A 26,109-nucleotide genomic window follows, 5' to 3' on the forward strand; every position below is an offset into this window, starting at 1 on the left:
ATTTATTATTCTTAATTTTGACTTTTATTAAAATAAATAGATAGATAAATTTAATTATGAGTAAGTTTCGTTTGGATGAAGTTGATCATCAGATATTAGATATGTTGATAGACAACACAAGAGTTCCTTTTACTGATATTGCAAAGAAATTGTTGATTTCAGCTGGAACAGTTCACGTTCGTGTGAAAAAAATGGAAGATGCAGGAATTATTCAGGGTTCGTCTTTAACTTTAGACTATGAAAAATTAGGCTATTCTTTTATTGCATATGTGGGTGTTTTTCTGCATAATACTTCACAAACAAAATTCGTTTTAGAGCGAATCAATGAAATTCCGTTTGTTACTGTAGCTCATGTTACGACAGGAAAATTTAATATTTTCTGTAAAATCAGAGCCAGAGATACAAAACACGCAAAAGAGGTTATTTACATGATTGACGATATCGATGGTGTATACAGAACCGAGACCATGATTTCTCTTGAAGAAAGTATCAACGATAAGAAACGTTTGATGCACACGATTTTCAAGGATATGTAATCCGATAAAAAATGAAACCCGAAGTTAACGCTTCGGGTTTTTTATTTTAAATTTACCTAATAACTCACTTTACAATTATATGAACGTTACACAACTTTTACCGGATGAATATGCTCCGTACTACAAAACGTATCTTGATGCGATTGGACCCGATGTTGAATTAATTGACGAATTGGAAATCAGTTTGCATAAAACCATTCAGTTTGTTCAGGATATACCAATGGATAAATTTGATTACCGCTATGCGGAAGGGAAGTGGACCATAAAAGAAATTCTTCAGCATATTATTGATGCAGAACGTGTGTTTGTCTATAGAGCATTACGATTTTCAAGAAACGATCAGACTCCTTTACCGGGTTTTGATGAAAACAGTTATGCAGATGTAGTTAATCCAACCGCAAACAGACGTCATTTAAAGGAAATTTTAACTGAGCTTACTGCTGTACGCCATGCCACTATTACTCTTTTTAAAAGTTTTACGGAGGAGGATCTGCTGAAAAAAGGAATCGCTTCAGAAAATGTAATGTCGGTTCGAGCTTTAGGATTTGTCACTATTGGTCATCAGAACCATCACATGAAAGTTTTCAGAGAACGGTATTTATAAAAAAAGGAACTCATTTGAGTTCCTTTTTTACTTATGTTTTTTTGATTAGTCTTCGTCAGCATCATCTTCGTCACCGGGTTCTTCCGTTGCTTCGTCAGTATCTTCATCCGCATCATCATCAGAATCATCTTCAATATCCAATTCTTTCAATGCATCCAATGAATCTTCTGCTTCGATGTCGTCATCGTCTTCATCAAAATTCTCAATTCTGTCTGCTAATTTTGTACTCACTTTCACTAAGTAGATAGTGTCTTCTGTGCGAACTTCCACTGCTTCAATAGTCTCATTCTTAGCGTTTTTAAAACGGACAATGTCTGAATCGTCATATCCGTCAGGAAACTTCTCAACCAAAAGGGTTAAGATTTCATTCGTTAACTTAGCGTAATCTACAATTACTCTTTTCATTCGTTGTGGTTTAATCTTTGTATGTGGTCAAATGTAATATCCTAATTTGTATTTTTCAAATAAAAAATAATCTTTTTTGAAAAAAATTACCACCCTAAAACATAAGCAAAAATCAATGGTGCCACAATCGTAGCATCAGATTCTACAATGAATTTCGGAGTTGTAATGTCCAATTTTCCCCAAGTGATTTTTTCATTCGGAACAGCTCCGGAATACGAACCGTAGCTTGTTGTCGAATCAGAAATCTGACAGAAATAACTCCAGAACGGAATATCGTGCATTTCCATATCCTGATATAACATCGGTACAACGCAAATAGGGAAGTCACCTGCAATTCCTCCACCAATCTGGAAGAATCCGATTCCTTTTCCTGCGCAGTTTTTTGGATACCAGTCGGCCAACCACATCATGTATTCAATTCCGCTTTTCATTGTAGTGGCTTTGAATTCTCCTTTGATACAATACGAAGAGAAAATATTCCCCATGGTACTGTCTTCCCATCCCGGAACTACAATTGGTAAGTTTTTCTCGGCTGCAGCAACCATCCATGAATCTTTAGGATCGATTTCATAGTATTGCTCCAATACACCTGAATTAATCATTTGGTACATGAATTCATGTGGAAAATAACGTTCTCCTTTTGAATCGGCATTATTCCAAATATCAAATAAATGCGATTGCAAACGACGGAAAGCTTCTTCTTCCGGAATACAAGTATCCGTAACGCGATTGTAGTGATTTTCTAACAAATCCCATTCTTCCTGCGGACTCAAATCACGGTAATTCGGTACTCTTTTATACGAATGGTGTGCAACAAGGTTCATGATATCTTCTTCAAGATTGGCTCCTGTACAAGAAATAATCTGAACTTTATCCTGACGAATCATTTCAGCTAATGATTTTCCAAGCTCTGCAGTACTCATCGCACCGGCAAGTGTAATCATCATTTTTCCGTTGTCCAGCAAATGCTCTTCATACCCTTTTGCCGCATCTACTAATGCTGCCGAGTTAAAATGAAGATAATGTTTCTCTATAAACTGACTGATAGGTCCTTTACTCATCGCTATTTTGTATTTCTATTATAAATTTGATTTTTTCTTATTGTATCCTAAAATCTCTAAAACTTCTTCGACTTTTTGTTGTTCTGAAAAAACTTCAGTCGCAAAAATTCCGTTTTTATCTTTATCGATCAGGATGTGTTTAGGCTGTGGTAAAATACAATGGCTCAAACCTCCAAAACCACCGATTGTTTCCTGATAGGCTCCGGTATTAAAGAAACCAATATACAAAGGTTTTTCTTTATTGTATTTAGGAAGGTAAACGGCATTCATGTGTTGCTCTGAATTGTAGTAATCGTCACCATCACAGGTTAATCCGCCTAAAAGTACACGTTCATAAGTGTCATTCCATCGGTTAACAGCCATCATAACGAAACGTTTGTTGATAGCCCAAGTGTCAGGTAGGGTAGTGATGAATGAAGAATCAATCATGTTCCAGTTTTCACGGTCATTTTGCTTCTTCTGATACAAAACCTGATAAATCGCTCCACCGGCTTCACCTACAGTGAATGAACCAAATTCCGTAAAAATATGAGGAACGGGAACTTCGGCTTCGTCACAGGCAATTTTGATTTGATTCAAAATCTCATCAACCATATATTGGTAATCGTATTCAAATGCCAATGAATTTTTGATAGGGAAACCGCCGCCAATGTTCAAGCTGTCTAAGGAAGGACATTCTTTTTTTAAAGCGATGTACACTTTCATACATTTCAATAACTCGTTCCAATAGTAAGCCGTGTCACGAATACCTGCATTAATGAAGAAGTGGAGCATTTTTAACTCAACTTTCTTATTATCCTGGATTTGTTTGCGATAGAAAGGAACGATGTCTTTATAACCGATTCCCAAACGTGAGGTATAGAACTCAAATTTTGGCTCTTCCTCGGCAGCAATACGAATTCCTATTTTGAATTTACCTTCAATTTGCTCCTGTAACAAATCGAGTTCTTCAAAATTGTCGATTACGGGAATGGTATTCTTGTGTCCGTTGTTAATTAAACGGGCGATATTGATAACATACTGATCACGTTTAAAACCATTGCAAACCACATAGGTGTTTTTGTTGATTTTCCCTTCTTCCATCAAGCGCTCCACAATATCAATGTCGAATGCCGAAGAAGTTTCAATATGAATGTTGTTTTTTAAAGCCTCGTTTAAAATGAATTCAAAATGCGAACTCTTAGTACAATAGCAGTAAAAATACTTCGCTTCATAACCGTGTTTTTCCATTGCATTTCTAAACCACATTTTGGCTTTGTTGATGTTTTCGGAAATTTTCGGTAAATATGTGAATTTTAAAGGTGTGCCGTATTGCTCTACCAATTTCATTAAGTCGATACCGTGAAATTGCAGATTGTCTTTATTTAAAGTAAATTCTTCTTGAGGAAAGTAGAAAGTTTGGTTAATTAAGTCGTAATATTTAGTATTCATCTGAATAATAAGTTGTTAGATTATAAAATTACTATTTTTTTCCTAATAACAACTGATTTTCAAACCCTAATATTTGCGTATATTATCTGCAGCTCATCGTGCAGTGGATTGGGGAATTCCAAAACGTCAAAATTCTGAATACTTCTCACAGAAAATACAATACGTTGAATCCCTGACAACAAATTGCTTTCACTGTGGTTACTATTAGAACGGAACTGTGTATTCTGCGTTTTTTTCATTCCGACAAATGTAAAAAATATTAAAGCGTATTTAAAAGAAAATTTATAAAAAAATATTAGTTTTTATAATCTTCAAAAGCCTTAAAAATCAGCTCATTCGGAACGAATTGGTTAATTTTCACATTACCGATTCCGTCAAGCAACGCGAATTGCACTTTTCCGAACTCATTTTTCTTGTCGTGAATAAGTAATTTGATGATTTCTTCAATGTCTTTTTGACTGAATTCGATTTTCCCGAACAAATCATGAATCACCGATTTTATGTCGAAATAGTCATCCTTGCTAATTAATTCCTTTTCAAAGGATAAATAACTTTCCAAAACCATTCCGACAGCGATTGCTTCTCCGTGAAGTAAAGGTGTTTTGATATCATTTTCCAAAAAATAACTTTCAATGGCGTGACCTAACGTATGTCCGAAATTCAATGCTTTTCGTATGCCGTTTTCAGTCGGATCCTGGGAAACCACATTGTTTTTTATTTGAATGGATTCATGAATTAAAATATCCAAATCCTCTGTACTTAAATTATTTAGATCTTTTAATTTTATCCAATATGCTTCATCCTGAATCAATCCGTGCTTCAGCATTTCCGCCAATCCCGAACGCATTTCGTTTGCGGGTAAAGTGGCTAAAAAGGTGCTGTCGATTAAAACGGCTTTCGGAGTTGTTATGGTTCCGATTTGATTCTTCAGATTACCCAAATCCACCCCGTTTTTACCACCAATGGAAGCATCCACCATTGCTAAAAGCGTAGTGGGAACATTAATGTATTCGATGCCTCGTTTGTAAGTGGAAGCCACAAAGCCGCCCAAATCCGTTACGACGCCACCGCCAAGATTAATGATAATGCTTTTTCGGTCACCGCCAAGTTCCGTTAACGCCGACCAGATCTCGAAACAGGTTTCAATATTTTTAAAATGCTCACCAGCTTCAAATTCAATGATTTCCATCGAAACTTCGGTTGCGACATTCGCAAGAAAATTGGGCAAACAACACTCGCTAGTTTTACTGTCAACCAATACAAATACTTTAGAATAAGCTTCCGGATGGAGCGTTTGGCTCAGATAGGTGTAAATAGCGTCATTAAAATAAACTGAATATCCGTTGGCGTTTATAATCTGCATTTTTAAAGTATTGATAATGGAAGAGCAAAATAAGGCATTTTTTATCAATTATTCTCAAACCCTGCGTATATTTGTAAGCCGATTTATAAATAAACAATGGAAAAGATATTTAACAACACCCAGGTCGCATTCTCTTTAAAAAACAACAGGGAATTAAACAGAGCCCATTTCCTTTTCAAACTGATTGGAAACCCCTCCTTAGTAAAAATAGGAACTTCATTAACCAATTTCGCTTTAAATTTTCATCTTCCGGTTGAAGGTTTAATCCGCATGACCGTTTTTGATCATTTTTGTGGTGGCGTAAGCGAAAACGATTGCCTTAAGGTAGTCGACAAAATGTACACTAAAAAAGTTTCTTCGGTTTTGGATTATTCCGTTGAAGGAAAAGAAGAAGAAGCGCAGTTTGATGCTGCTTTGGAAATGACCCTGAAAACCATCGAATTTGCCAAAGCTAAAGAAGCCATTCCTTTTGCAGTATTCAAACCTACCGGATTGGGACGTATTGCTTTATATGAAAAAGTGGGTGCAAAAGCGGAACTGACTGAAAATGAAAAAGAAGAATGGAATAGAGTAGTAGCCCGTTTTGAAACGATCTGTAAAACTGCTTTTGAAAAAGACGTAATGTTATTGATAGATGCTGAAGAAAGCTGGATGCAGGATGCTGCTGATGATTTAGTTACCGAGATGATGCGTAAATACAATAAGCAAAAGGCTTTGATTTTTAATACGTTACAAATGTACCGTTGGGATCGTATGGATTTCCTGAAAAAACTTCATGAAACTGCTAAAACAGAAGGTTTTTATATCGGGATGAAAGTAGTTCGCGGTGCTTATATGGAAAAAGAGGGAGAAAGAGCTGCTGCAAAAGGCTACAAAAACCCAATTTGTGAATCTAAAGAAGCTACTGATAAGAATTACGATACCTGTATCGCCTACATGATGGACAACATCGAAAAAATGGCTATTTTTGAAGGTACTCATAATGAAGCAAGCTCCTACAAATTAATGGAACTGATGCAACAAAAAGGCATTTCAAAAAACGACAACCGCATTTGGTTTGGACAGTTATACGGAATGAGTGACAATATCAGTTACAATTTAGCGGAAAACGGTTATAATGTAGCAAAATACCTTCCGTTCGGACCGGTTCGTGATGTTATGCCGTATCTCATCCGACGTGCTGAAGAGAATACATCTGTGGCAGGACAAACCGGTAGGGAACTGATACTTTTGGAAACCGAAAAGAAAAGAAGAAAATTATAAAATAAAAAACTCCGAATTATTTCGGAGTTTTTATTTTACAGATTATAGAATATCACCAGTAACAGCGTTGGAAAAACAATCAAGTTGACTCCTAAAATGATATTTTCATTGGTTTTTATTTTACCGAGACCTACGTTTATAAGAAAAAGAATTCCGGTAATTAAAGCGAGGTAAATCAAAAATATCAGCCAATTACCCATATTGGTCATCCATCGGAAATTGTAATTACCCTCGTCAATAAAGAAAAGAAACTGAGATATAAGAAAGCTGTTAATTACAGCGAGTTGGAAGGCTCTTTTTTTCATGAATAGGATTCGAGTTTAACTACTAACGAAAATATGTTTGAAATAGTGTGCAAGAATGAAGCGGTCTAAAAGCATATGAAGTCTTTATTATCATTCCGACAAAGGAGAAATCTCATAACGCTAATCACGTAAACCAGGACAGGGAAAATGGAAAGCTTTCCACACTAACATGAAAAGACCAAATGTAAAAGGAACCTGTTCTTGAACTTCAAAAAAGGATAAAAAAAACTCCTTAATTTCTTAAGGAGTTTTATGGGCGATGAGGGGTTCGAACCCTCGACCGCTCCCGATAAAATCGGGATGCTCTGTAACAGTCAAGCTAATATTGTTTCACTATCAATTCCTGAATTTTACTTCTACTTTTCCAAGATTTAATTTGTAATTCTCTTTGCTGAGCTTGTTCTTTCGTTTCGTGCTTTTCGGTAAAAACAATTTTCCAATCATTTACATTACCTGTAAAACCTTTGCTTTTTTGATTGTGTCGAACTATTCTTTCCTCCAAATTAGAAATAAAACCAATATAATAGCGATTTTTAGTTTCGCTAAAAAGTATGCAAACTATAAATTCCATGAACTATATAACAAAAAAAACTCCTTAATTGCTTAAGGAGTATTTTGTGGGCGATGAGGGGTTCGAACCCCCGACCCCCTCGGTGTAAACGAGGTGCTCTGAACCAGCTGAGCTAATCGCCCCAATACATGCTTTCAGTTGTTTCTGATTGCGAGTGCAAATATACATCAGGAATTTGATTTCGCAAGAGTTTTACAAACTTTTTTACTGTTTTTTTATGTCTTTAAGCATCACTCTTTCGCTGTAATTGACCATTTCTACAGTAATGTCTTCATTTTTAGTGTTTTTGCCTTCTATGATGTACAGCTTACCGTTTTCGTAAGGTTTATTGCTATTATCGAAATCCACATCACCGTGTTCTAAACAATTTTTGACATCTTCAATGGTTACCCATTTTTCGTTGAATTTGGCTTCCGCTTCTTTGGAATAACTTATGGGTTTGCTTCGTAAATCTTTCAAAACCCTGCAATTTGGCATATAACAGAATTCGGTTTTCTTTTTTTGGAAGAAAAACACTAAAAACATACCGCCTAAAAGCAGTCCGAAAAGATAATATGCTAAACGATGTACAAATTTCATGGTAAATAATTTGCTGCAAAAGTAAACAAACTATTGACTACTGCCAACTAAAATACAATCAGGTTTATGTCTCGGTAGGAAATATTAAACCAATCCGCTATGGACTTATTGGTTAAAATTCCGTGATAGAAATAGACACCGTTTTTTAACCCCCTGTCGCAACGGATGGCGCTTTCCAATCCGCCATCATCGGCTATTTTAAGCAGGGAAGGAGTGATGATGTTACTGATTGACATCGAAGCTGTTTTGGAATAACGCGATGGTATATTAGGGACACAATAATGAATCACATTACTCTTAATGAAAGTGGGTTTTTCATGTGTGGTAACTTCTGACGTTTCAAAACAGCCTCCGGTATCGATACTTACATCCACAATTACAGCACCTTTTTTCATATGCTCCACCATTGTTTCGGTTACCACAACCGGCGTTCGGTTTTTTCCGCGCATAGCACCGATAGCCACATCACAACGGCGTAAGGCTTTCAATAACGATTTTTCCTGTATGGTTGAAGTGAAAATACGTTGGTTCAGCATATTCTGCAGACGACGCATTTTTGTTATGGAATTATCAAAAACTTTCACTGTCGCTCCCAGCCCGATTGCGGTTCTGGCGGCATATTCGGCTACTGTTCCGGCACCTAAAATAACAACTTCCGTAGGACGAACGCCTGTAATATTTCCAAACAACAGTCCTTTTCCGATCGATTGATTAATCATCAATTCGGATGCAATTAAAATCGATGCGGTTCCCGCAATTTCACTTAGTGATTTTACAGCCGGGTAGGAGCCGTCTTCGTCTTTTATGAATTCGAAAGCCAAAGCGGTAATGCGCTTGGTGGCCAAGGCTTCGAAATAGGCTTTCTTTTGTGTTTTTAATTGAATGGCGGAAATCAGTATCGTTTGCGGATTCATCATTTCGATTTCATCTAGTGTAGGCGGTTCCACTTTTAGAATCATCGGACAACTGAATACCTTTTTGGTATCGGTTGTAATTTCTGCACCGGCATCACTGTATTCTTTGTCTGAATAACTTGAACTTTCACCTGCACTCGTTTCCATTAGCACTCTGTGACCGTGGGAAGTCAATGAATTTACTGCGTCAGGAGTAAGACAGATACGACGTTCCTGATAGGAGGTTTCTTTTGGAATTCCTATGAAAAGCTCGCTCTTGTGTTTTGCTATTTCCAGCTTTTCTTCCTGCGGAAGCAGTTGGTGTTTTGAAAAAGGTGTTATCGACATGCTTTAGTTGTGTGAATTGAGTACAAATTACGAAATTTTGACAAAATACAATATCATTTAACGGTCAAATGACGTTTCCCATTAGGTAATAATTTGATGTGTATTGCCGTATGATCTAACGGAATCAGGTTTGGTGTTTTTTCCGGCCATTCAATGAAGCACCAGTGCACGGAATAAAAATATTCGTCGATACCCATATCGTAAGCTTCTTCCTCCGAATTCAGGCGATACAAATCAAAATGATAAATGATATCCCCGTTGGCAGCCTTATATTCGTTAACCAATGAAAAAGTAGGGCTGGAGGCCATGTCTTTAACCCCGAGATAATGGACTAAAGCTTTTATCAGTGTAGTTTTTCCCACACCCATATCGGCGTGGAAAACAACTACTTTTTTTATACTGTGGGCAAATATCTGTTTTACTACATCCTGAATCTCTTCAAGAGTGAACGTTATTTCCATAACTAAACCGGCTTTTATTTGATTGTAAGAATTTTACAATTCAAATATACCTATTTTGGATTGAAAACCAAGAAAGGCACAATCATTTCTTCTAAAGAGATGCCGCCATGCTGATAGGTATTTCGATAATAACTCACATAGTGATTGTAATTGTTGACATAGGCAAGGAACAAATCGTTCTTAGCAAAAATGAACGAACTACTCATGTTGATAGCTGGAAGCCCAATTTTTTTTGGGTCTTTCACTGCGAAAACATCTTTGTCTTCGTAAGTAAGACTTCGACCTGTTTTGTAGCGTAGATTCAAACTGGTTTGTTTGTCTCCGATTACTTTTGATGGGTTTTTACAGTTGATGGTACCGTGGTCTGTAGTCAAAATCAGTTTAAAGCCCATTTGTTGTGCCTGCTGAATAATTTCCAATAACGGTGAATTTCTGAACCAACTCAGTGTCAGCGAGCGATAGGCTTTGTCGTTGGAAGCCAGCTCTTTTACCACGTCCATTTCGGTTTTGGCATGGGATAACATGTCAACGAAATTGTAAACGATGGTTGTTAAGTCGTTACCTTTCAGTCCTTTGAAATTATCAACAAGCTTCTTACCGTCTTTAAAATTGGTAATTTTATAGTATTCCTGCTTGATATCGATTCGCAAACGTTTTAATTGCTCGGTCAAGAATTCGCCTTCAAACATGTTTTTTCCACCATCATCGGTGTCGTTTCTCCAGTATTGCGGATAGTTTTTTTCCATTTCCAAAGGGGTTAACCCTGAAAAAATGGCATTACGTGCATATTGCGTAGCGGTTGGCAAAATGGCAAAATAACTGGTTTCTTTCTCTAACTTGAAATGATTATTTACCACGTTTTCAAAGGCTTTCCATTGATCGTAACGAAGATTGTCGATTACCACAAATAAAATGGGTTTGTCTTTTTTACGGATTTCCGGCACTACAAGCTTGCGAAAAATTTCATGCGATAAATATGGACGGTTGTCTTCACTGGCAAACCATTTTTCGTAATTTTTCTCAATGAATTTACCGAACTGTGAATTGGCTTCCAGTTTCTGACTTTCCAATATTTCCACCATACTTTGGTCTTCAATATTTTCCAATTCGATTTCCCAGAAAATCAGTTTTTTATAGAGTTCCACCCAGTCTTCATAGGTGTTTACCATTGCCATGTCCATAGCGATTTTCCGGAATTCCTTTTGATAATCCAAAGTGGTTTTTTCAGAAACCAAACGTGAATGGTCCAGGTTCTTTTTTAAACTCAGCAAAATCTGGTTCGGATTTACCGGTTTTATAAGATAATCGGCAATTTTGGAACCAATAGCTTCTTCCATGATGTATTCTTCCTCACTTTTGGTAATCATGATTACCGGAGTCGCTGATTTTTTTTCCTTGATTTCGGCTAGTGTTTCCAATCCGCTTAAACCAGGCATATTTTCATCTAAAAATACGATATCAAAATTTTCATCATCAAACATATCTATGGCGTCCTGCCCATTGTTACAGGTAGTTACGTTGTAACCTTTCTTTTCCAGAAATAAAATGTGTGGTTTCAGCAAATCGATTTCGTCGTCTACCCAAAGTATCTTTATATCGCTCATAATTGTGTGTTGTGTATTTAAAACTGCAATTTATGGTTTTATGAACGGAATGAGGTTAAATTTATTGTAAAAATAAACGTGTTATTATCAATGTCTGATTTAAAAACACAATATATTTGAAAATCAGAAATTCAGGTGGAATTCAGTACTATTTTAATTATCAAAGACTTCCGTTAAATATGAATAACCAAGAATACAAAGTAAGAAATGCCAAACCCGAAGAATTTAAGGAAATCGGAAATCTAATGGTCGGGGTATATTCGCAACTGCAAGGGTTTCCAAAACCATCCGAACAACCCGATTATTATAAAATGCTAGCAAATATCGGAGAGTTGACAAAGAATCCGGGAACCGAACTTCTGGTAGCTGTCTCTTCAGACAATGAAATAGCAGGCGGTGTCGTTTTCTTTAGTGATATGAGGTATTACGGTTCGGGCGGGATTGCCACAAAAGAACAAAACGCAGCTGGATTCCGACTATTAGCTGTTAGTCATTCAGCACAAGGAAAAGGAATCGGTAAGCTCTTAACCGAAGAATGCATCAGAAAAGCAAAAGAAGCGAATCTCCATCAGGTAATCATTCATTCCACAAAAGCCATGCAAATTGCCTGGAAAATGTATGAGAATCTTGGTTTTAAGAGATCGGAAGATTTAGATTTCATGCAAGGGGAACTACCTGTTTTCGGATTCCGATTACCACTACAGTAACTCATTTTTATGCCTTGTTGTAAGGAATGTAGGAAAAAGATATCTTTGAAAAACATAAATCGTTCATAAAACAATAAATCATATGAAATTAAAACATTTTACACTGCTTGTTGCCGGAACCACTTTGGTACTGACAAGCTGTAAAAACAAAGAAACGGATGAATTAATACAACCCGATCCGTTAGCAATGAATCGTGATACTACAGTGAACCCCGGAGAAGATTTCTTTCATTATGCTAACGGCGGCTGGTTTAAGAAAAACCCCATTCCGGAAACGGAAAGCAGCAACGGCATTTTCAGAACTATCGGCGACACGATTAATTCTCAGATAAAATCCATCTGCATCAAATCAGCGGAAGATAAAAATGCAAAGAAAGGCAGCAACAAACAAAAAATCGGTGATTTTTATGCTTCCGGGATGGATTCCGTTGCGATTGAAAAAGCAGGAATCAATCCGTTAAAAGCGGAAATGGCCCGAATTGATGCTGTAAAAGATTTAGCGACTTTAACAGAAGCCATAGCGCACATGCACACTATAGGCACCAGCCCGGCCTTTGGTTTTTACTTAGGTCAGGACGACAAAAACAGTACTAAATATGCTTTGTTTTTCTCTCAGGGCGGATTGGGTTTAGGAGATCGTGATTATTATTTCAATACCGATGACGAAACGGTTAACATCCGAAAAGAATACGTAAAACACGTTCAGGCCATGTTGCAGCTCATCGGACAAAATAATGTAACAGCCGTTAAAAACGCGCTTTCAATCATGAAATTGGAAACGGATTTGGCAAAAGCATCCAGAAAACTGGAAGCGCTTCGTGATCCGGTTAAAAATTACAATAAGATGTCGGTAACACAATTCAAAGCAATGGTACCGAATCTGTCTGCCGATAAAATGCTGGCAACGATGAAAGTTGCTAAAGCCGATTCCGTTATTGTTGGTCAGCCTGAGTTTTATAAAGGATTGAATCAGTTGGTAAAAACCTATTCCATAGAAGACTGGAAAGTGTATTTAAAGTGGAATTTGGTAGACAGTTACGCATCCTATTTAAACAAGGATATAGATTTACAAAACTTCAAATTCTATTCTACGGTAATGAATGGTGTTACCAAACAAAAACCAAGATGGAAAAGGGTAGTGGCCCGCACCGATGCTTCTTTAGGAGAGTTGATCGGACAAGTGTATGTGGAAGAATATCTGCCTAAAGGGGCCAAAGAGAAACTTTTGGAAATTGGGAATAATATCCGAGATGTATATGCCGATCACATTAAGAAATTAGATTGGATGAGTCCGGCCACCAAAGAGAAAGCACTTGTGAAGCTTAGCAAAATTGTAATGAAAGTAGGCTATCCCGACAAATGGAAAGACATGAGCAGTGTGTCCATTGACAGAAAATCGTACTGTACCAATGTGATGAACACCAACAAATGGGAATACGATTATATGATTTCCAAATACGGTAAACCGGTAGACAGAACAGAGTGGGGCATGTATCCGCAAACCTACAATGCGTACTATAATCCAAGTAACAATGAAATCTGTGTTCCGGCTTGTAATATTATCGTTCCGGGATTTGAAGGCAGAATGCCGGACGATGCCGTTTTATATGGTATTATTGGTGGTTCGACATTCGGACATGAAATAACCCACGGTTTCGACGATCAGGGAAGTCAATATGACGACAAAGGAAATCTGAACAACTGGTGGACAGCGGAAGATTTAACAAAATTCAAAGCGAAAACGAAACTGATTGTGGAACAGTTTAACAAATACGAAGTATTAAAAGGTAAATTCGTAAACGGAGATGCCACACAGGGTGAAAACATCGCCGATTTAGGCGGAGTGGTAATGGGTTATGAAGCTTTTAAGAAAACCGAACAATTCAAGAAAAATCAGAAGATTGCCGGATTGACTCCAAATGAGCGTTTCTTTTTGGCCTACGGGTATGCCTGGATGGTAAACATTAAAGATGAAGCGTTGGCACAACAAATTATGACCGATGTTCACGCACCGGCGCAATTCAGAATCAACGGCCCGTTGAGTAATATTCCGGAGTTTTACACCACCTTTAAAATTAAAGAAGGTGATAAAATGCACCGTCCAAACGATATGCGTGTCGTTATTTGGTAATGATTATCTTTGAAATTCATAAAAAAGCCACTCTTTCGAGTGGTTTTTTGTTTTCGATAACTTTAGAAAGGAGTTGTCAATGTTAATTTTCTTATATTTGTTAAAAAGTACTACTTGCGTGAATCAGATTAACAAGCTTAAAATACTAAACGACCCTATTTATGGTTTTATAACCATTCCCAATACCTTAATTTACGATTTAATACAACATCCTTATTTTCAGCGATTACGACGTATTTCTCAGATGGGAATGTCCTATTTGGTATATCCCGGAGCGCATCACACTCGTTTTCATCATGCTTTGGGTTGTTTGCATATAATGCAGAAAGCCGTGCAGACGCTTCGTTTTAAGGAAGTGGTTATTTCAGAAGAAGAAGAAAACGCGCTTTATATCGCTATTTTATTGCACGATATTGGTCATGGTCCTTTTTCGCACGCGATGGAACACAGTATTGTGGAAGATGTTCATCACGAAGAGATTTCACTGTTGTTCATGAACGAACTAAATCGTGAATTTGACGGAAAATTATCATTGGCGATTCAGATTTTTAAAGGGGAATACCACCGAAAGTTCATGTTGCAACTGATTTCAAGTCAGTTGGATATGGATCGCATGGATTATTTAAAACGTGACAGTTTTTACACCGGTGTAGCCGAAGGAAATATCAATTCCGAACGATTGATTCAGATGATGCATGTGGTGGATGATGTTTTGGTGATTGAAGAAAAAGGAATTTATTCGGTTGAACAATTCTTGGTGGCAAGACGATTGATGTATTGGCAGGCTTATTTACACAAAACCAGTCTGGTGGCCGAATTGACGCTGACCAAAATATTAAAACGCGCCAAAGAGCTTACGCAAAAAGGAGAATTACTTCCCTGCAGCGAACCGTTACAGTTTTTCATGCAGCATAAAATCACGCTTGAAAGTTTCGATGCAACAATTTTGAAAAAATTCGCGTTATTAGATGACTTTGATATTGTCAGTGCTATCAAATCGTGGCAATTTCATGAAGATTTCGTGCTTTCGTCTTTAAGTAAAATGATTATCAATCGTGATTTGCCAAAAATAAAGATGGTTCCGGAAAAGGTGGATAAATTACAAATCACAGAATTAAGAACCCGATTGATGGAAATTCATCCTTTAACGGAAAAAGAAACTGATTATTTTATATTCAAAGGAAAAATAAAAAATCAGGCCTATAATAAAACCGGAGAACCCATTCATATCTATAAAAAAGACAAAACGATTGAAGATGTGGTGGAAGCCTCAGATCAGCTGAATTTAAAAGCGCTGTCAAAACCTGTTACCAAATATTACCTGTGTTTTCCAAAAGTACTGTTGGAAAGTTAAGATTTGATTTAATTTTATATTTTTGCATAGATGAAATTTACAGCAGAACAAATAGCGGGTATTTTAGAAGGCGAAGTCGTTGGGAATCCTTCGGCCGAAGTCTTTAAATTGGCTAAAATTGAAGAAGGAACTGAAGGTTCTCTTACTTTTTTGGCTAATCCGAAATACCTGAATTACATATATACCACAAAAGCGACTATTACGATTGTAAATTCGACTTTTGAACCCGAACAGCCTATTACCACTACTTTAATTAAGGTAGAAGACGCTTATAAGTCCTTTTCCAAACTGTTGGAATACTACAATCAGGTGAAACTGATGAAATCCGGAATTGAACAGCCTTCTGTCATCTCAGAAAATGTGGAATACGGTGAAAACCTTTATTTAGGCAGTTTTTGCTATATCGGTAAAAACGTAAAAATCGGGAATAATGTAAAAATTTATCCGAACAGTTTTGTGGGAGATAACGTAATCATTGGCGACAATTCGGTATTGTTTGCCGGTGTCCGCATTTATTCCGAAACCGAAATCGGTAAAAATTGCACGATTCATTCCGGTTCCATAATCGGTTCGGACGGATTCGGATTTGCCCCTCAGGAAGACGGTACCTATACAAAAGTACCTCAAATCGGTAATGTTATTATTGAAGACAATGTGGACATCGGTTCCTGTACAACCATTGACCGTGCTACTTTGGGCTCAACAATAATCCGTAAAGGTGTTAAATTGGACAATCAGATTCAAATTGCACATAATGTGGAAATCGGAGAAAATACCGTTATTGCATCCCAAACCGGAGTTGCCGGTTCCACCAAAATCGGGAAAAACTGCATGATTGGCGGTCAGGTCGGCATTGTAGGACATATTACCATTGGTGATGGTGTTCGTATTCAGGCGCAATCAGGCGTTGGAAGAAGCATCAAAGAAGGCGAAGCGATACAGGGAAGTCCGGCTTTCAATTATGGAGATTTCAGTAAATCGTATGTCCATTTCAAGAATTTGCCTAAAATTGTGGATGATATTCACGCATTGAAAAAAAAAACAAACTAACTAAAACTAAATAATTGAACCATGGTTAAGCAAACAACCATTAAAAACGAAGTTTCTTTAAAAGGAGTGGGATTACATACCGGACAGGAAGTAACCATGACCTTTAAACCGGCACCGGTTAACAACGGATTTACCTTTGTGCGTGTTGATTTAGAAGGTCAGCCCATTATTGAAGCAGATGCAAATTACGTTGTAAATACGCAAAGAGGAACTAATCTAGAGAAATTGGGTGTTAAAATCCAAACTTCAGAGCACGTTTTGGCTGCTTTTGTAGGTTGTGATGTCGACAATGTTATCATCGAATTGGACGCTTCCGAGCCACCAATCATGGACGGTTCTTCCAAATATTTTGTGGAAGCGATTGAAAAAGCCGAAATTGTAGAACAGGACGCCGAACGTAATGTTTATGTCGTTAAGGAAGTTATTTCTTATATGGACGAAGTTACAGGCAGTGAAATAACCATTATTCCTTCGGAAGAATATTGCGTTACAGCGATGGTTGACTTTGGTACTAAAGTTTTAGGCACCCAAAATGCAACGATGAAGAGCATTACCGAATTCAAATCGGAAATTGCCGATTGCCGTACCTTCAGTTTCCTTCATGAATTGGAAGGTTTACTGGAACACGGATTGATAAAAGGCGGTGATTTGAATAACGCCATCGTTTATGTGGATAAAGAAATATCCTCTGAAACCATGGAGCGCTTGAAAGTTGCTTTTGGAAAAGACAATATTTCGGTGAAACCTAACGGCGTTCTGGATAATTTGACTTTGCATTATCCAAATGAAGCGGCACGTCACAAATTACTTGATGTAGTAGGGGATTTGGCTTTAATCGGAACTAAAATCAAAGGAAAAGTTATCGCAAATAAACCAGGACATTTTGTAAACACCATGTTTGCTAAAAAAATGTCCAAGATCATTAAAAACGAACAAAAAAATCAGGTTCCGGTTTTCGATTTGAACAAAGAACCTTTGATGGACGTTACTAAAATCATGTCAATGTTACCTCACAGAAACCCGTTTTTGTTGGTAGACCGCATTTTAGAAATGTCCGATACACACGTTGTTGGGTTGAAAAACGTAACAATGAATGAAGATTTCTTTGTAGGTCACTTCCCTGGAGCACCGGTTATGCCGGGCGTTCTAATCATTGAGGCAATGGCACAAACGGGTGGAATCCTTATTTTGAGTACGGTTCCGGATCCGGAAAATTACCTGACCTATTTCATGAAAATTGACAATGTGAAATTCAAACATAAAGTGTTGCCGGGTGATACGTTGATATTCAAATTATCGTTATTATCGCCAATCCGTCGCGGAATCTGTCACATGCAGGCCAGCGCATACGCAAACGGTAAATTAGTTACCGAAGCCGAATTAATGGCACAAATTGTAAAAAAGAACTAAACAAGAATTTATGAATCAACCTTTAGCATATGTTCATCCCGGTGCAAAAATTGCCAAAAATGTGGTAATTGAGCCTTTTACAACGATACATAATAATGTTGAAATTGGCGAAGGAACCTGGATTGGTTCGAATGTTACCATCATGGAAGGGGCTCGAATTGGTAAGAACTGTAATATTTTCCCGGGTGCGGTTATTGCAGCCGTTCCTCAGGATTTAAAATTTGGAGGTGAAGATTCACTTGCAATAATCGGCGATAATACTACTGTAAGAGAGTGTGTTACAATTAACAGAGGAACGATTGCTTCGGGTCAGACCAAGATTGGACAAAACTGTTTAATTATGGCAACCGCGCACATCGCCCATGATTGTCATATTGGTGATAATGCCATTATTGTTAACGGAGTGGCTTTGGCCGGACACGTTACCGTAGGTGATTATGCCATTATTGGCGGATTGGCAGCTGTGCACCAGTTTATTTCTATCGGAGATCATGCGATGATTTCCGGCGGTTCCTTGGTAAGAAAAGATGTTCCCCCGTTTACCAAAGCGGCTAAAGAACCTTTATCGTATGTGGGAATCAATTCCGTAGGATTGCGAAGAAGAGGTTTTTCAACAGAAAAAATACGTGAGATTCAGGATATTTACCGAATTTTGTATCAGAAAAACTATAATACAACACAGGCTTTAAGCATCATTGAAGCTGAAATGGAGGCAACTCCGGAACGCGATGAAATTATATTGTTTATCAGAAACTCATCACGCGGAGTGATGAAAGGATATACCGGAATCGTTTAATAAAAAACAAAACAAATAAATACTTTAAAATGGCAAGTACAGCTGATATCAGAAACGGATTGTGTATTAAATTTAACCACGATATTTACAAGATTGTAGAATTTCTTCACGTAAAACCAGGAAAAGGTCCTGCTTTCGTTAGAACAAAATTAAAAAGTTTAACAAACGGAAAAGTGTTGGACAATACGTTTTCTGCAGGTCATAAAATTGATGTAGTTCGTGTGGAAACGCATACTTTCCAGTTTTTATATGCTGAAGGAACAGAATTCCATTTCATGAACAATGAAACTTTCGAGCAGATTTCTTTAAACAGAGATATTCTTGACGCTCCGGATTTATTAAAAGAAGGAACGAACGTAATGGTTCAGATCAATACGGAAACTGATGCACCTCTAGCTGTAGACATGCCTGCTTCTGTAGTATTGGAAGTAACGTATGCAGAACCGGGAGTAAAAGGAAACACCGCGACTAATGCTACAAAACCGGCAACTGTTGAAACAGGAGCTTCAGTAAACGTACCTTTATTTATCAACGAAGGCGATAAAATCAAAATTGACACGGCTACAGGTTCTTACATGGAGCGTGTTAAGGAATAGTTACAGTATCCAGTAGTCAGTGTTCGTTTTTAATCGAATTAACACTGACTGCTGCCTACCGCTTACTGAACACAAAAAAATATGAAATTTCACAAAACACATACTCTTAAAGAAATTGCCAACATTATTCAGTGTGAGTATGTGGGCGATGAACGTTTTCCCGTGCACGGAATGAATGAAATTCATGTGGTGACACGCGGAGACATCGTTTTTGTGGACCATCCGAAATATTACGACAAAGCATTACAGTCGGCGGCTACTATTGTTTTAATCAACAAAAAAGTAGATTGCCCGGAAGGTAAGGCTTTACTGATTTCCGATGATCCTTTCCGTGATTTCAATAAACTTACAAAACATTTCAGACCTTTTCAGTCATCGAACACGGCAATTTCAGAATCGGCTGTTATCGGAGAAGGAACGGTAGTGCAACCCAATTGTTTTATCGGAAATAATGTGGTAATCGGAAAAGAATGTCTGATTCATTCCAATGTTTCGATTTACGACAATACCCTCATTGGTGATAACGTAATTATTCACTCCGGAAGTGTTCTGGGAGCCGATGCTTTCTATTACAAAAAACGTCCGGAAGGTTTTGATCAATTGTTATCGGGTGGGCGAGTAGTCATTGAAAACAATGTGGGAATCGGAGCATTATGCACTATTGACAAAGGCGTTACCGGAGATACTACTATCGGCGAAGGTACTAAAATTGACAATCAGGTGCATGTGGGACACGATACCGTAATCGGTAAAAAATGTCTGATTGCTTCCCAAACCGGAATTGCAGGTTGTGTCGTTATTGAAGATGAAGTTACCTTATGGGGTCAAGTTGGTACCACGAGCGGAATCACCATTGGCGAGAAAGCCGTTATTTTAGGTCAAACCGGCGTTACCAAATCGGTAGAAGGAGGAAAGACCTATTTCGGAACTCCGATAGAAGAATCCCGTGAAAAACTGAAACAATTGGCAAACGTTAAAAAAATACCGGAAATATTAAACAAACTGAACAAAAATGATGGCTAAAGAGCTTGTTACAGATTTTTATCAATCGGATGCATTACGAAATACTGAAACCCTGAATCGTTTTCTTCATGATGAAATGGAATTTCATTGGCACAGTTCCAAAGGCTTTCTGAAAATGAACAAGAATGAGTTGATGAACTTATCGCTGGAGATGAATAGATCCTACGTTTCCTCACGCATCCATTTTTCACATATTCTGCAGGATAACGATAATGTTTCCGTTCGTTACACTTATTATGTGACTCCAATTGAAAGTCCGACTGAAGAGATGGTCTTAGCACATTTCATGACAATTTGGGAAGTAAAAGACGGAAAATTGTTTCGCGGCTATCAGATGAGTCAACTGAGTTAGTTTCAGTATAAAAATCTTAAAAAGTTTATAGCAAAATCCTTTAGATATTTCTTTCAATAAGCTATTTTTGCAACACAAATTTTACAAACAACATAAAAAACGATATCATGAGTGTTTTAGTTAATAAAAATTCTAAAATAATTGTTCAAGGTTTTACAGGAAGTGAAGGAACTTTTCACGCTTCTCAAATGATTGAATACGGAACAAACGTTGTAGGTGGTGTAACTCCGGGTAAAGGCGGAACACAACATTTAGACCGTCCGGTTTTTAATACGGTTAAAGATGCTGTAGATAAGGCTGGTGCCGATACGTCTATCATTTTTGTGCCGCCCGCTTTTGCTGCTGACGCGATTATGGAAGCTGCAGATGCCGGAATTAAAGTAATCATTTGTATCACAGAAGGTATTCCTGTTGCTGATATGATCAAAGCTTATGATTTCATTAAAGGTAAAGATTGTCGTTTAGTAGGTCCTAACTGTCCAGGTGTTATTACTCCGGGTGAAGCTAAAGTTGGTATCATGCCAGGTTTCGTTTTCAAACAAGGTAAAGTTGGTATCGTTTCTAAATCAGGAACTTTAACTTATGAAGCGGCTGATCAGGTTGCAAAACAAGGATTAGGAGTTACAACAGCTATCGGAATTGGTGGTGACCCAATCATTGGAACTACTACTAAAGAAGCGGTTGAATTGTTAATGAACGACCCTGAAACTGAAATCATCATTATGATTGGTGAAATCGGAGGTCAGTTGGAAGCGGACGCTGCCCGTTGGGTTAAAGCAGACGGAAACAGAAAACCGGTTGTAGGTTTCATCGCTGGTGAAACAGCTCCAAAAGGACGTACAATGGGTCACGCCGGTGCTATCGTTGGTGGCGCTGATGATACGGCAGAAGCTAAAAAACGTATCATGAGAGAAAACGGTATCCACGTTGTAGATTCTCCTGCCGAAATCGGTAAAAAAGTAAAAGAAGTTTTAGGATAATTTTCTAAACACCTTATAATAGAAAAGCCCTGCAATTTGCAGGGCTTTTTATATGTTTTAAAACGGATCAGACCATTTATTATCAGTATAAACATTTGTTCCTGACAATGTCCTTAAAAACGCAATCACGGCATTCACTTCAGTAGCATTGAGATTCAGACGTTGCCCGTTACCACCGGGAGTAAGTTTAGGGTCCAAATTGGTATTTCCCGGAGCAATAGTGATAGCGCCATAATGACCCACGGCAGCTTGCAAGGTAGTAATCACACCCGTATGCATCATTGGTCCGTTTGCAGTTCCGTCTGTTTTAACCAAATCTCTTAAAGAAGGTGCGCGAGTATTGGTTATGTCGATTCCGGTCCCGTTCAAAACACCAATGATTCCGTTGTTTCCAGAATTTGGATTGATATCGAATTCAGGGGCCGCATGACATCCCGCACAGCCAATTCCTCCTCCGGTTCTTGAACCTGTTGCGTCAAATACAGGAGGCGTTAAAAATAAATTTTTACCTTGGTTTTCCTGTGCAGTGAAATTAGGAAAAGCCTGATTGTCATTTGCTACCTGAGAGCGGCCGGCATCGTATTTAGAATCAAACGACTGAATGCTTCGGATAAACTGCGCCAAAGCACTTTGGATTTTCACTTCGGTTATTTCTTCTGTACCATACACAAATCGAAACAACTCTTTGTAGTATTCAATCGCACTCAATTTGAGTATCAAATCATTAAACGTCAAATCGCCGTTGGCACCACTAAAGCCCATTTCGCCATGATCTTTTATTGGCATTGTTGTCTGAACTTCTAACGAAGCAGCCCTTTCGTTCCAGAAAAACTTCGATTCTACTGAAAAACGCGTATTGATTAATCGCATTGAATGTCGGCCGGTAGAACCGTTCACACCCACGCTTGCAATATTGGTGTCACTGAACGCATTGGCCTGTTGGTGACAGGAAGCACAGGAAATACTATTGTTTGAAGAAAGATTCTTATCATAAAATAATACTCTTCCTAAAGTAGCGCCTTTATCCGTAATCGGATTCAGAGTTGCATTGTCTTTCGTAATGTAGGGCGGAATTGTCTGATTCGCATAATTACTGAGATTATTCAAATCAATCGTACTTTCAAAAACGGCTTCAACATTCGGATAATTTTCGGAGGGAATTTCGGCATAACTGTCGTCCTTATCATTGCAGGACAGAAACAACACAGAAGTGCACAAGCTTAAAAACAATGCTTTTCTCATAGGTTTTCGGGTTTGGTTTTGAGTAAGACACCAGTAACCGAAAATGGTTTAATGCGTTGTTTATTATTATCGTTAGCTCTTTTTCAAATCAGGGAAGTACATCTGTAACTTATTCTTCAGTCTTTTTTTGCTTATTCTTTCTGATTTTTTTTAACATATCGTCAATAGACAGGGAGTACTTGGTTTCCAATACAAAACGGTCGGTTTTTCTTGGGTTAGTCCTATCGTCATAAAAAAAGGAAAACCCGAAAGTGTTTCCGTATTTAAATTTATAATCCACACCAATTTCATAACGGGCCCGGTTGATTTTTACCGGATCTTCATCCTCCGCTAACCTTAAAAAGAGTTCTGCCGAAGTATACAAGTCGATTTTCGAATTGGGTATATTATATTCCAAACCAATTTTCTCACGCAACGTATGATTAGGGCGTTCAAAATATTTCATATAACGGCTATCGAAACTGCCTGTGGTAAACTGGTATTTTATGCCTGAAAACAGTCTAAAAGCATTAAATTTCTTATCATATTTAATTCCGCCGAACAACCGATGATTATCTTCCTGAAATGATGTGGTAAAACGATAACCGGTTTCGATACTTATAGTTTCAGTGATATTGTATTCGATATCAAACTGTGCGGCGCTGGAGCGGAACTCCTGAAAATCTTTCTGAAGAGAATAGCGGTATTGTCCGGCAATTTTCCATTTATCATTTATTCTGTAACTTACGGAAGGAATGAACCTACCCTGAAAATCGGTATAGTTCTGACATAACCCTTCGAAAGCGAACAGAAACAGGATTATCAAACAGAGGAGTTGTTTTTTAATCATTATCATCGGATTTTGGTAATACGTATTCGCTTTCTTTAGCATAGTAAAAGGCTTTTAAAAGCGCGGTATCTTTTAAATAATCAAGGGAAACAATTTCAATTCGGTGAATGTTCAGTCCCGTTCTTTCATTTAGATCCTGAAGCAGTTGTTCTCTGTATTCCGGCCTGATTAATTCCACCTTATCGTAAACGATCTCTTTTGCGTTTTCATTTTTAAGAAAGTCCAATCGTTCCAGAATGAAAGTCAGAATCAGGACAACCAGATTACAAATTATCAACACTGTAAAGCCATGATCTACTGAAGCCAGTGAATTCAACATTCCGAGAGCAACACAAATAAAGAAGTAGCCCATGTCTTTTATGGAAATGGCAATGGTCCGGTAACGGATTATGGAAAACATGGCAAACAGTCCGAAAGCGAAGCCGATTTTAATTTTGGCAGCACCAAGCAGGCAGCAAATCATGAAATTTACCACATTGAACAAAATGAATGTGAATATGAAATCTTTGTTTTTATGTTTTGGATAATAAATTAATGCAACGAGAATCAGTACCGATATAAAGTCAATAACAGATCGTATTGCGAAATCCGATGTATTAAAAACGCCGTTTAAAATTTCTTCATTTTCCATTATTGCTGAAGTTTATGTATGGTTCGTATTATTGGCATAAAATTATTTTTCTTGACCGTTGGATGCAATGAAATGACACCGTAAATGTATTTACTGATACCTTGTGATCTTATATGATATTGTTTCAACGAATTGGTTATCGGTGACGTATGTGTGCTTTTGGATTGCTTCACTTCTATGATGGCAATTTTTCCAAACTTAATATCATTCTGATTGTCTATAAAGTGTAGGTTCATGTCAATTGTAACCCTTTCGGTAAAATGATGGTTAACCAAAGTGACCCTGCTGAAATTATTTTTCAGAATAAGATTAACCTCTCCGATATCCTTTCTTGTATAATCCTGAATTACGCTTTTTCTGTTACTGTCAATATCAGAAATCATGCATGTCAATTCTTCACGGTGTTTATTTGTGCGGTCTACTTTTTCTTTCTTTTTGATCTCAAAAAAACACAAATCGGATTCGACATATCTTCGGCTTCGTACTTTTATTCTATTTACATATCCGTTATGATGATCCCGGAAAAATTGCAAATCGGGAGTGTCAAAATAATTATTCTCATAAGAAAAAACCCTAACGCCATTGATTTCCAAAACCTTGTAATTTTCAATTAAACAAGGTAGTATTTTTAGTAAATCTTGTCCCTTTAAGGTATACTTACTATCCATTCTGTTTAATAACGCAACCGATTCCATTTCATTTAAAGAGATGCTGCTCAATAACGAAAGTTGGCTCGTGAATTTTTTAAACATGACTTTAGATTTTAATTACAAAATCTTCAAGAACCACTTGAGCCTTTCTGGATGTTACTTCGACTTCTTTTTTCTCAACCAGCTGATCCCAAGGACAATAGTCACAATCTCCATAAACCCAAACATCATAACTTCCTTCCTGCAAAAAATCGAATTTGAATGATCCGTCATACGTAGTGCGCACATCATCATAAAAATCATTGCTGCCGCGCGAACTGATATAAACCCGGACATCTCCGAGATAGCCTTCACTTAAAAGAACCTGGTTCTGATTGTAATTCAATGCGTAAACCTTTCCGGATATGGAAGCCAATCCTCCATAACCTTCATCTTTTGTACATGCAATAAATGAAACCGCCAATAATAGTAATAGATATTTTTTCATGATTCTCATTTTAAACCGTTTATTATTAACAAATCTGTTTGCCTAAACTTAAACCAATCAAATGAAATAGCGTAAGTCTGAAAAATCGAACTAACCATAACCTTGCAACTCATGCACGACAATACCATTAAACAAATCAGAAACGTAGTGTTAAAACATTACATTTGTTTTTTAGATGGACATTTGCCGGACATTATAACAAATACGAAAGTTAAAGGGTAAATCTTACAATTTCTTCATAGTAAAGATAGTTATATAGTTGATATTTATCAATTTAACCTTTCAAATTGATAAAAAAAACGTTAAAAAGCATTTATGGTAATGATTTAAAGATATCCAACATTAAAATACGTTTAAATAATCATTAAATAATCTGATTTGGATTCTTATAACTTCATTATATGCGACTTAGGCATCCTGCTTTGATTGCAAATGAAAACATATCGG

Annotated in this window: 28 protein-coding genes and 1 tRNA gene; 13 read left to right on the forward strand and 16 right to left on the reverse strand. The window is 37.4% G+C overall.

Going from position 1 to position 26,109, the window contains the following annotated elements:
* The first annotated feature begins 56 nt into the window (after window positions 1–56).
* Together BLQ05_RS05480 and BLQ05_RS05485 are read left to right on the forward strand one after the other, a co-directional pair.
* Window positions 57–536, forward strand: coding sequence for an Lrp/AsnC family transcriptional regulator (locus tag BLQ05_RS05480; RefSeq protein WP_023576701.1), 480 nt, complete (start codon window positions 57–59; stop codon window positions 534–536).
* 79 nt (window positions 537–615) lie between these two features.
* Window positions 616–1,140: a DinB family protein gene (locus BLQ05_RS05485; protein ID WP_023576702.1), complete on the forward strand. Its 525-nt coding sequence runs from the start codon at window positions 616–618 to the stop codon at window positions 1,138–1,140.
* Window positions 1,141–1,185: 45 nt separating this feature from the next.
* On the opposite strand, the gene BLQ05_RS05490 is transcribed toward BLQ05_RS05485, so the two are convergent.
* From BLQ05_RS05490 to aroB, 4 genes are all read right to left on the reverse strand, one after another.
* Complete coding sequence (locus BLQ05_RS05490; RefSeq protein ID WP_023576703.1) at window positions 1,186–1,545, reverse strand: hypothetical protein; 360 nt, start codon at window positions 1,543–1,545, stop codon at window positions 1,186–1,188.
* Window positions 1,546–1,631: 86 nt separating this feature from the next.
* The gene (locus tag BLQ05_RS05495) at window positions 1,632–2,606 is read right to left on the reverse strand and encodes a deoxyhypusine synthase family protein (RefSeq protein ID WP_023576704.1); all 975 of its coding nucleotides are present in this window, start codon (window positions 2,604–2,606) and stop codon (window positions 1,632–1,634) included.
* 18 nt (window positions 2,607–2,624) lie between these two features.
* A complete protein-coding gene (locus BLQ05_RS05500; RefSeq protein ID WP_023576705.1) occupies window positions 2,625–4,037 on the reverse strand; it encodes an arginine decarboxylase in 1,413 nt (470 codons plus the stop codon).
* A 295-nt stretch (window positions 4,038–4,332) separates the two neighbouring features.
* Window positions 4,333–5,400: a 3-dehydroquinate synthase gene (gene aroB / locus BLQ05_RS05505; protein ID WP_035654589.1), complete on the reverse strand. Its 1,068-nt coding sequence runs from the start codon at window positions 5,398–5,400 to the stop codon at window positions 4,333–4,335.
* 96 nt (window positions 5,401–5,496) lie between these two features.
* Between aroB and BLQ05_RS05510 the strand changes: the two genes are divergently transcribed.
* Entirely contained in the window at window positions 5,497–6,663 is a 1,167-nt protein-coding gene (locus BLQ05_RS05510) for a proline dehydrogenase family protein (RefSeq protein WP_023576707.1), read from the forward strand.
* Between the two features lie 35 nt (window positions 6,664–6,698).
* Here BLQ05_RS05510 and BLQ05_RS05515 read toward each other — a convergent pair whose 3' ends face one another.
* From BLQ05_RS05515 to porX, 7 genes are all read right to left on the reverse strand, one after another.
* Complete coding sequence (locus BLQ05_RS05515; RefSeq protein ID WP_035654590.1) at window positions 6,699–6,968, reverse strand: hypothetical protein; 270 nt, start codon at window positions 6,966–6,968, stop codon at window positions 6,699–6,701.
* Window positions 6,969–7,287: 319 nt separating this feature from the next.
* Window positions 7,288–7,539, reverse strand: coding sequence for a GIY-YIG nuclease family protein (locus BLQ05_RS05520; protein ID WP_035654591.1), 252 nt, complete (start codon window positions 7,537–7,539; stop codon window positions 7,288–7,290).
* Window positions 7,540–7,586: 47 nt separating this feature from the next.
* Window positions 7,587–7,661, reverse strand: a tRNA-Val gene (locus BLQ05_RS05525).
* Between the two features lie 82 nt (window positions 7,662–7,743).
* Entirely contained in the window at window positions 7,744–8,118 is a 375-nt protein-coding gene (locus BLQ05_RS05530) for a DUF4258 domain-containing protein (protein WP_023576710.1), read from the reverse strand.
* Between the two features lie 47 nt (window positions 8,119–8,165).
* A complete protein-coding gene (locus BLQ05_RS05535; RefSeq protein WP_023576711.1) occupies window positions 8,166–9,359 on the reverse strand; it encodes an alanine dehydrogenase in 1,194 nt (397 codons plus the stop codon).
* Between the two features lie 53 nt (window positions 9,360–9,412).
* Complete coding sequence (gene tsaE, locus BLQ05_RS05540; RefSeq protein ID WP_023576712.1) at window positions 9,413–9,820, reverse strand: tRNA (adenosine(37)-N6)-threonylcarbamoyltransferase complex ATPase subunit type 1 TsaE; 408 nt, start codon at window positions 9,818–9,820, stop codon at window positions 9,413–9,415.
* A 50-nt stretch (window positions 9,821–9,870) separates the two neighbouring features.
* Entirely contained in the window at window positions 9,871–11,424 is a 1,554-nt protein-coding gene (porX, locus tag BLQ05_RS05545; RefSeq protein ID WP_023576713.1) for a T9SS response regulator signal transducer PorX, read from the reverse strand.
* 179 nt (window positions 11,425–11,603) lie between these two features.
* On the opposite strand from porX, the gene BLQ05_RS05550 reads away from it, so the two are divergent.
* The 10 genes from BLQ05_RS05550 (at window position 11,604) to sucD (ending at window position 21,823) form a co-directional block, all read left to right on the forward strand.
* Complete coding sequence (locus tag BLQ05_RS05550; protein ID WP_035654592.1) at window positions 11,604–12,131, forward strand: GNAT family N-acetyltransferase; 528 nt, start codon at window positions 11,604–11,606, stop codon at window positions 12,129–12,131.
* 82 nt (window positions 12,132–12,213) lie between these two features.
* The gene (locus BLQ05_RS05555) at window positions 12,214–14,262 is read left to right on the forward strand and encodes a M13 family metallopeptidase (protein WP_023576715.1); all 2,049 of its coding nucleotides are present in this window, start codon (window positions 12,214–12,216) and stop codon (window positions 14,260–14,262) included.
* Window positions 14,263–14,380: 118 nt separating this feature from the next.
* Complete coding sequence (locus BLQ05_RS05560) at window positions 14,381–15,616, forward strand: HD domain-containing protein (protein WP_035654616.1); 1,236 nt, start codon at window positions 14,381–14,383, stop codon at window positions 15,614–15,616.
* Window positions 15,617–15,646: 30 nt separating this feature from the next.
* Window positions 15,647–16,666 (forward strand): UDP-3-O-(3-hydroxymyristoyl)glucosamine N-acyltransferase, encoded by a 1,020-nt coding sequence (lpxD, locus tag BLQ05_RS05565; protein ID WP_023576717.1) that lies wholly within the window; start codon window positions 15,647–15,649, stop codon window positions 16,664–16,666.
* Between the two features lie 21 nt (window positions 16,667–16,687).
* Window positions 16,688–18,076 carry a bifunctional UDP-3-O-[3-hydroxymyristoyl] N-acetylglucosamine deacetylase/3-hydroxyacyl-ACP dehydratase gene (locus BLQ05_RS05570; RefSeq protein WP_023576718.1) on the forward strand — a complete coding sequence of 463 codons (1,389 nt, stop codon included), beginning with the start codon at window positions 16,688–16,690 and terminating at the stop codon, window positions 18,074–18,076.
* Between the two features lie 10 nt (window positions 18,077–18,086).
* Window positions 18,087–18,872, forward strand: a complete 786-nt coding sequence (lpxA, locus tag BLQ05_RS05575; protein WP_023576719.1) for an acyl-ACP--UDP-N-acetylglucosamine O-acyltransferase — start codon at window positions 18,087–18,089, stop codon at window positions 18,870–18,872.
* A 29-nt stretch (window positions 18,873–18,901) separates the two neighbouring features.
* The gene (efp, locus tag BLQ05_RS05580) at window positions 18,902–19,468 is read left to right on the forward strand and encodes an elongation factor P (RefSeq protein ID WP_023576720.1); all 567 of its coding nucleotides are present in this window, start codon (window positions 18,902–18,904) and stop codon (window positions 19,466–19,468) included.
* Between the two features lie 81 nt (window positions 19,469–19,549).
* The gene (locus BLQ05_RS05585; RefSeq protein WP_023576721.1) at window positions 19,550–20,491 is read left to right on the forward strand and encodes a UDP-3-O-(3-hydroxymyristoyl)glucosamine N-acyltransferase; all 942 of its coding nucleotides are present in this window, start codon (window positions 19,550–19,552) and stop codon (window positions 20,489–20,491) included.
* Window positions 20,481–20,843, forward strand: a complete 363-nt coding sequence (locus BLQ05_RS05590; protein WP_035654593.1) for a nuclear transport factor 2 family protein — start codon at window positions 20,481–20,483, stop codon at window positions 20,841–20,843. Before BLQ05_RS05585 ends, BLQ05_RS05590 begins: the two co-directional genes overlap by 11 nt.
* A gap of 107 nt (window positions 20,844–20,950) precedes the next feature.
* On the forward strand, window positions 20,951–21,823 hold the full coding sequence (sucD, locus tag BLQ05_RS05595; protein WP_023576722.1) for a succinate--CoA ligase subunit alpha: 873 nt from the start codon (window positions 20,951–20,953) through the stop codon (window positions 21,821–21,823).
* Between the two features lie 57 nt (window positions 21,824–21,880).
* Here sucD and BLQ05_RS05600 read toward each other — a convergent pair whose 3' ends face one another.
* The 5 genes from BLQ05_RS05600 to BLQ05_RS05620 all read right to left on the reverse strand — a co-directional run bounded on the left by BLQ05_RS05600 (window position 21,881) and on the right by BLQ05_RS05620 (window position 25,662).
* Entirely contained in the window at window positions 21,881–23,065 is a 1,185-nt protein-coding gene (locus BLQ05_RS05600; RefSeq protein WP_023576723.1) for a cytochrome-c peroxidase, read from the reverse strand.
* Window positions 23,066–23,174: 109 nt separating this feature from the next.
* Complete coding sequence (locus BLQ05_RS05605; RefSeq protein ID WP_081711854.1) at window positions 23,175–23,936, reverse strand: DUF2490 domain-containing protein; 762 nt, start codon at window positions 23,934–23,936, stop codon at window positions 23,175–23,177.
* Window positions 23,887–24,525: a DUF4956 domain-containing protein gene (locus BLQ05_RS05610; protein WP_051365759.1), complete on the reverse strand. Its 639-nt coding sequence runs from the start codon at window positions 24,523–24,525 to the stop codon at window positions 23,887–23,889. Before BLQ05_RS05610 ends, BLQ05_RS05605 begins: the two co-directional genes overlap by 50 nt.
* Window positions 24,525–25,277, reverse strand: a complete 753-nt coding sequence (locus tag BLQ05_RS05615; RefSeq protein WP_023576725.1) for a polyphosphate polymerase domain-containing protein — start codon at window positions 25,275–25,277, stop codon at window positions 24,525–24,527. The genes BLQ05_RS05610 and BLQ05_RS05615 overlap by 1 nt, the downstream gene beginning before the upstream one ends.
* Before the next feature lie 4 nt (window positions 25,278–25,281).
* Entirely contained in the window at window positions 25,282–25,662 is a 381-nt protein-coding gene (locus BLQ05_RS05620) for a hypothetical protein (protein WP_023576726.1), read from the reverse strand.
* Window positions 25,663–26,109: the final 447 nt, after the last annotated feature.

It is taken from the genome of Flavobacterium saliperosum (assembly GCF_900100625.1).
In the GTDB taxonomy this organism is placed as follows: Bacteria; Bacteroidota; Bacteroidia; order Flavobacteriales; family Flavobacteriaceae; genus Flavobacterium; species Flavobacterium saliperosum.

What these genes read in the sequence shown, in the direction of transcription:
- BLQ05_RS05550 (WP_035654592.1), top strand. Translation starts at nt 11,604, where the DNA reads ATGAATAACCAAGAATACAAAGTAAGAAATGCCAAACCCGAAGAATTT.
- BLQ05_RS05515 (WP_035654590.1), bottom strand. Translation starts at nt 6,968, where the DNA reads ATGAAAAAAAGAGCCTTCCAACTCGCTGTAATTAACAGCTTTCTTATA.
- BLQ05_RS05590 (WP_035654593.1), top strand. Translation starts at nt 20,481, where the DNA reads ATGATGGCTAAAGAGCTTGTTACAGATTTTTATCAATCGGATGCATTA.
- BLQ05_RS05535 (WP_023576711.1), bottom strand. Translation starts at nt 9,359, where the DNA reads ATGTCGATAACACCTTTTTCAAAACACCAACTGCTTCCGCAGGAAGAA.
- BLQ05_RS05605 (WP_081711854.1), bottom strand. Translation starts at nt 23,936, where the DNA reads ATGCTAAAGAAAGCGAATACGTATTACCAAAATCCGATGATAATGATT.
- BLQ05_RS05620 (WP_023576726.1), bottom strand. Translation starts at nt 25,662, where the DNA reads ATGAAAAAATATCTATTACTATTATTGGCGGTTTCATTTATTGCATGT.
- BLQ05_RS05615 (WP_023576725.1), bottom strand. Translation starts at nt 25,277, where the DNA reads ATGTTTAAAAAATTCACGAGCCAACTTTCGTTATTGAGCAGCATCTCT.
- BLQ05_RS05495 (WP_023576704.1), bottom strand. Translation starts at nt 2,606, where the DNA reads ATGAGTAAAGGACCTATCAGTCAGTTTATAGAGAAACATTATCTTCAT.
- BLQ05_RS05485 (WP_023576702.1), top strand. Translation starts at nt 616, where the DNA reads ATGAACGTTACACAACTTTTACCGGATGAATATGCTCCGTACTACAAA.
- BLQ05_RS05520 (WP_035654591.1), bottom strand. Translation starts at nt 7,539, where the DNA reads ATGGAATTTATAGTTTGCATACTTTTTAGCGAAACTAAAAATCGCTAT.
- BLQ05_RS05600 (WP_023576723.1), bottom strand. Translation starts at nt 23,065, where the DNA reads ATGAGAAAAGCATTGTTTTTAAGCTTGTGCACTTCTGTGTTGTTTCTG.
- BLQ05_RS05530 (WP_023576710.1), bottom strand. Translation starts at nt 8,118, where the DNA reads ATGAAATTTGTACATCGTTTAGCATATTATCTTTTCGGACTGCTTTTA.
- BLQ05_RS05510 (WP_023576707.1), top strand. Translation starts at nt 5,497, where the DNA reads ATGGAAAAGATATTTAACAACACCCAGGTCGCATTCTCTTTAAAAAAC.
- BLQ05_RS05610 (WP_051365759.1), bottom strand. Translation starts at nt 24,525, where the DNA reads ATGGAAAATGAAGAAATTTTAAACGGCGTTTTTAATACATCGGATTTC.
- lpxD (WP_023576717.1), top strand. Translation starts at nt 15,647, where the DNA reads ATGAAATTTACAGCAGAACAAATAGCGGGTATTTTAGAAGGCGAAGTC.
- BLQ05_RS05555 (WP_023576715.1), top strand. Translation starts at nt 12,214, where the DNA reads ATGAAATTAAAACATTTTACACTGCTTGTTGCCGGAACCACTTTGGTA.
- aroB (WP_035654589.1), bottom strand. Translation starts at nt 5,400, where the DNA reads ATGCAGATTATAAACGCCAACGGATATTCAGTTTATTTTAATGACGCT.
- lpxA (WP_023576719.1), top strand. Translation starts at nt 18,087, where the DNA reads ATGAATCAACCTTTAGCATATGTTCATCCCGGTGCAAAAATTGCCAAA.
- porX (WP_023576713.1), bottom strand. Translation starts at nt 11,424, where the DNA reads ATGAGCGATATAAAGATACTTTGGGTAGACGACGAAATCGATTTGCTG.
- efp (WP_023576720.1), top strand. Translation starts at nt 18,902, where the DNA reads ATGGCAAGTACAGCTGATATCAGAAACGGATTGTGTATTAAATTTAAC.
- BLQ05_RS05570 (WP_023576718.1), top strand. Translation starts at nt 16,688, where the DNA reads ATGGTTAAGCAAACAACCATTAAAAACGAAGTTTCTTTAAAAGGAGTG.
- BLQ05_RS05585 (WP_023576721.1), top strand. Translation starts at nt 19,550, where the DNA reads ATGAAATTTCACAAAACACATACTCTTAAAGAAATTGCCAACATTATT.
- tsaE (WP_023576712.1), bottom strand. Translation starts at nt 9,820, where the DNA reads ATGGAAATAACGTTCACTCTTGAAGAGATTCAGGATGTAGTAAAACAG.
- BLQ05_RS05480 (WP_023576701.1), top strand. Translation starts at nt 57, where the DNA reads ATGAGTAAGTTTCGTTTGGATGAAGTTGATCATCAGATATTAGATATG.
- BLQ05_RS05500 (WP_023576705.1), bottom strand. Translation starts at nt 4,037, where the DNA reads ATGAATACTAAATATTACGACTTAATTAACCAAACTTTCTACTTTCCT.
- BLQ05_RS05490 (WP_023576703.1), bottom strand. Translation starts at nt 1,545, where the DNA reads ATGAAAAGAGTAATTGTAGATTACGCTAAGTTAACGAATGAAATCTTA.
- sucD (WP_023576722.1), top strand. Translation starts at nt 20,951, where the DNA reads ATGAGTGTTTTAGTTAATAAAAATTCTAAAATAATTGTTCAAGGTTTT.